The organism is Candidatus Avoscillospira sp. LCP25S3_F1 (assembly GCF_052117125.1).
Lineage (GTDB): Bacteria > Bacillota > Clostridia > Oscillospirales > Oscillospiraceae > Avoscillospira_A.
The window spans coordinates 1-4,800 of the sequence record NZ_JBQKJT010000046.1 but is presented as its reverse complement, the minus strand read 5'-3'; the positions used below and the strand labels follow the sequence as shown (position 1 = coordinate 4,800).

The following is a 4,800-nucleotide window of genomic DNA, read 5'->3' as shown; positions in this document are numbered from 1 at the left end:
ATGAAGAACATAAGCTGTTTGGGAAGGGTGTTCTGCTGAATCACTCTTTTTCGACAAAGCGATGCGGTTCAATCGCAAACCGTTTTTATAGAATGTTGTCAGGTATATGCCCGGACCGCAGCCGGGTCTTTTCTTTTTCCCATTATACCACACCTACGAAGCGGTAAAAGATTTTAATGTCCTGGTGACGCTGACCGTCTATAACGGAGCGTTCCCCGATCTCGATGTGGTCAATCAGTTCCTCAACGATTTCCCGGTCAAGCTCCTGCACATCCAGATAGCGGCGGACGATGCCTGCCCATTGCCGGATATTTTCAACCTCCTGCTGGGCTTTTCGTTCCTCTGCCAGAAGTGTGTCTAAGCGGTCAGTCTTTTGTATGCGCTCCTGTTCGCTTTTCTGAATCAGAATAGCAAAGGTATCGCTATTGATCGTGCCACTGACCTTATCCTCGTAGAGTTTGACGGTCATGTGTTCCAGTTCTCCAATATGCCGCCGCAGTCGGCTGATTTCCAGTTTGGAATCTTCCTGCTTTGCGGTGCTTCCATAAAGAATCTGCTGTTTCAGCTTGTCCAGCACCTCGTTTTCATCCTGTGCCACCGCTTGACTGTGCGCCCGGATTTCATTCAGTACCAGCGTTTTCAGAGAGATTTCATAAATCCGGTGCCAGGAACAGGCGCTGTGTCCGGTGGTGGCAAAGTGTGAGCAGATATAGGAAACATACCGCTTGGATGTCCCGTTTTTTCTGCGCTGGGTCTCGCGGGTGGCTACCAGGGGATGCCCGCAATCAGCACAGACCAGTTTGCCGGTGAACAGGGCAGGCAGAGGGTCGGCACGGTTTGCTACCTGCTGTTTGACTACCCGGTTCTTTTCCTGAACCGCCTCCCACAGTTTCCGGTCAATGATTGCTTCATGGGCATCCTCGTGGCAAATCCATTCCGTTTCCGGCTTCTGTATCATGGTTTTGTCCTTGTAGGAACGGGAGCCGGTGCGGTTCTGTGTGACTATGCCGAGATAAACGGTGTCATTCAGGATGTTTTTCACCGTGGCATAGGTCCAAAGTTTGGAGTATTTGCAGATGCCTTTTTTTCCGTAGTGCAGTTCCCAGTGCCAGCGGGGAGAAAGGATGTCTTTCTTGTTCAGCACCGCCGCAATCTTGCCGTAGGCCATGCCTGAATAGCGCATCCGGTAGATCTCCCGCACCACAGCGGCGGCTTCTTCATCCACCACCAGCCGGTGTTTGTCCTCATCACTCTTGCGGTATCCGTAAGGAGCATAGGCGGTCAGGTATTGGCCGCTTTTCTTTTTGGAGTACAGCACTGATTTGATTTTTCCCGACAAGTCTTTCAGATGGTAGTCGTTCATCAGACTGCGGAAGTGCAGCATATCGGTGTTGTCGCCCTCGCTGTCCAGACAGTCCAGCACAGACACGAACCGGCAGCCAAGGGACGGGAAAATCACATCCGTATAGCGGCCTACCTCTACAAAGTCACGCCCCAAACGGGACAGGTCTTTGACCAGGATCAGGTTAATCAGGCCGTGGCGGGCATCCTCCAGCATTTCCAAAAATCCGGGCCGCTGAAAATTTCCACCGCTGTACCCATCGTCCCGATAAGTCTTGACCTCCATCCAGCCATTCAGCATAACAAATCTGGAGAGGATTTCATACTGATTTTCAATGCTGGTGGATTCATCGCCGGGGATATAGTTCTTTGCCTTTGCGGAATTGGAAGCATCGTCCACACTCAGGCGGCAGTAGATGCCGACCTTATATTGCTTCTTCAAGTGGCAGCCTCCTTTCTTCCGGGATATTTTCGCTTGCGGCAATATCCCTTGCCAGCGCCGCGTCCACATTTCCAACATAGCGGTAGTAAACGCGGAGGTCACAAACCCGCTGGCCGCCCACTTTTTTGGTTTCTCCAACCTCAATGCGGTCTACCAGTTCAAAGAGAATGGATTCATCCAGCTCGGTAATCTCTGTGTACCGGCGGATAATAGCCAGCCAGCGGTTCGCATCCGTGCGGTTTTCCAGGTAGCTTTTGACCTTGCGTTCCAGTTCCGGGATTGCTTCGGACTTTTCTGCCCGTTCTGCTTCATATTTGTGCATCAGGGTTTGAAAAACGGTCTGCGGGATGGTTCCGGCGCATTTATCCTCATAGAGATTCTGCATCAGCCGTTCCAGCTCGGAAAGCCGCGCCGTGTATGTTTTCAGCTCCTGTTCACAGGAGGAAAGGCGGCTTTTGGCTTCCTTATCCTTTAAGCGGATAATCTGCTGGACCAGCTGTTCCGGGTCATATTCCGCAAAACGAGCCTTTTCCCGAATGTCCTCCAGCACCAGATGGGTCAGCACATTCTCATAGATGGTGTGGATAGTACAGGCACCTTTGCCGCTGCGGGAGTAGTTCCCACAGATAAAGGAGCTGTACCGCCCCGGCGTCCCGTCTTTATAGGTGAATCGCTCCACCTGATTTCTCATTTTGAAACCGCAGTCCGCACAGTACACAAGGCCAGTGAAGATGCTCCTGTAACCGTCAGCGGAAGAAGATTTCCGCACCTTCTTTTTATCAATGCTGACTACGGTATCCCACAGCTGCTGTGAGATAATCGGTTCATGGGTTCCTTCCACACGAATCCATTCTTCCTCCGGCTTATTGATGAGTTTACGGGATTTATACGACAGCGTTCCGGTCTTTCCCTGAACCATGTTGCCGATATAAACCTCGCTGCGGACAATGTTTTTCACCGTCTGGTCTGCCCATTTGTGGTTGACCCGGCGCGGATCGCTCTGACCTTTGCGCTGGTAGTACAGCACACCGGGGGATGGGATGCCTTCCTCGTTCAGCGTGACGGCGATGGCGTGAAACCCTGTTCCGGCTGCCCGCATCTCAAAGATACGGCGCACAATCGGGGCGGTGTCCTCGTCGATCACCAGATGGTGCTTATCCGCCGGGTCCCGCTTATAGCCGTAGGCGGGATAGGTTCCCATGAATTTCCCGTTTTCCGCACAGGCTTTTTTGACTGCTTTGACCTTCTTACTGGTGTCGCGGCTATAAAATTCGTTAAATAAGTTCAAAAAGCACATGACATCGGTGCTGCCATTGGTGCTTTCCGTGTCAATGCCGTTGTTCAGAGCGATAAACCGACAGCCCAGAGATGGGAATAAGTAATCCGTGTATTGCCCGAACTCAATGTAGTTACGGCCAAAACGGGACAGGTCCTTGACCAGAATCACATTGATCCGCTTGGCCTTGGCGTCCTCAATCAGCCGCTTGACCCCAGGACGGTCAAAATTCGTACCTGAATATCCATCGTCGATATAGGTATCAATTTCATTCCAGCCCCGCTGCCGCACATAGTTCTGAAGCAGCAGTTTCTGGTTCTCGATGCTGACGGATTCGCCGTCGCGTTCATCGTCGTTACTCAAACGGCAGTAGATGCCGACGTTGTATGTTTTTGTAGCCATCTTTATTTTCCCTCCCGATTATCCAGATTCCATACCTCGTGCGGCGTGATGGCTCCACAGGGAATATCCCTGTATGAACATCGTAGCGGAGAATCCATCGCCGCGCAAGTATGCGGCAAAGCCGGGAGGATGGTGTGACTATGTAGCCGTGTGTGCAGAGCAGCTGGCAGGTGTGGAAACCTCCGACATGGCGCGCCGGACAGCCAGCTGCTCCAAAGTCTTTCCCAGTTCCTTTTCACCCGAAAAAAAGCTGGTCACACGGTAAATGGTTTTCCCGATTTTCACCTCTTTGTAGGAGGTTATAGGGGTATTCCTCTGATCCATATTGACGCACCTCCAGTCAAAAAACCTGTTTCTTCATAAGATATGAGGAAACAGGTTGTCTCAATTCATATAAAGACAAGCAGCCGCACCGATAAAGTTGAGGGGATATGCGAACCTGCTAATCGGTACGGCTGCTGTATTGTAGTTTGGTTATTGCTCGCCACATTTGCCACGCACCCCTGACGATGGGGACATTCCGGTCTCCGCTGGCGCGGCTGTCATAACTCCGCAGCGTCGTTTTACTCGTGCGCCGCAGGGTTCCTCCCAAGTCTTTAGGAGGCCGTGAGGAAGTATCTTTAAGCCCCCATGCAGTCATCGCGCCGAATCTGCCACAATCCGTTTTATGAAATCGTAGATCGCTCCGAAGCAGTTCTTTCATCACCTCCCTGACTGCTCCATCTTCGCGGCGTTTCATATTCGCTCGTACATGGGTTATGTACCGGAAATGCCGTCTATTCAGTTGTCAAGCTGCATGAGAGAGATAGACCCTCTCACTTACTTCCCCGTTGGGAGAGTGGTTTTGGTCTATGCTTTTCCCATGTTTTCCAAAAAAATTTTTAATTTTTGGAGCAGCTTGACTTTGCGCTGATGCAGAGCTGTTTTGGAAATTCCAAGCTCCATGCTGACAATCCGTTCTGACTTGTCCTCGAAATACAGTTTGTGGAGAATAATCCTCTCATCCTCTGACAAACATTCCAATAATCCCTCCAGCCAAACGGACGAGACCGCCTGTTCCTCCACGGGTTGACCAGAAGTAGCAAACTGCTTGTCCTTTGCCAGCAGGCGCTCATAGGAATCCTCTCTGCTGGGCAGAAAAGTTGCGGTGTCTTTCTGGAACTTCTCCGTTTTCAGATCGTAGGAAAAGTATTCTTCTTTTCGCTCATAGTGCTGATACACACGGTAAACCTGTTCGCTTACCGGCACAGCCTGTCCATCTATGTAAAGATAATAATTCGCCCTTTCTTCACGATTTTTACTCATAGCCGTTACCTCCGAAAAAGTTTGAAAAGTAGAT

At 50.9% G+C, this 4,800-nt stretch carries 4 protein-coding genes; 1 reads left to right on the top strand and 3 read right to left on the bottom strand.

The window, feature by feature from the left end; genetic code table 11:
• Positions 1-142: 142 nt before the first annotated feature.
• Together ACTQ33_RS16915 and ACTQ33_RS16910 are read right to left on the bottom strand one after the other, a co-directional pair.
• Positions 143-1,783: a recombinase family protein gene (locus ACTQ33_RS16915; RefSeq protein ID WP_441465662.1), complete on the bottom strand. Its 1,641-nt coding sequence runs from the start codon at positions 1,781-1,783 to the stop codon at positions 143-145.
• Entirely contained in the window at positions 1,767-3,461 is a 1,695-nt protein-coding gene (locus tag ACTQ33_RS16910; protein ID WP_340039129.1) for a recombinase family protein, read from the bottom strand. Before ACTQ33_RS16910 ends, ACTQ33_RS16915 begins: the two co-directional genes overlap by 17 nt.
• Before the next feature lie 73 nt (positions 3,462-3,534).
• On the opposite strand from ACTQ33_RS16910, the gene ACTQ33_RS16905 reads away from it, so the two are divergent.
• Entirely contained in the window at positions 3,535-3,726 is a 192-nt protein-coding gene (locus ACTQ33_RS16905; RefSeq protein ID WP_412454493.1) for a hypothetical protein, read from the top strand.
• A gap of 584 nt (positions 3,727-4,310) precedes the next feature.
• Here ACTQ33_RS16905 and ACTQ33_RS16900 read toward each other — a convergent pair.
• On the bottom strand, positions 4,311-4,800 hold a 490-nt coding region (locus ACTQ33_RS16900; protein WP_441465661.1), incomplete at its 5' end, for a hypothetical protein.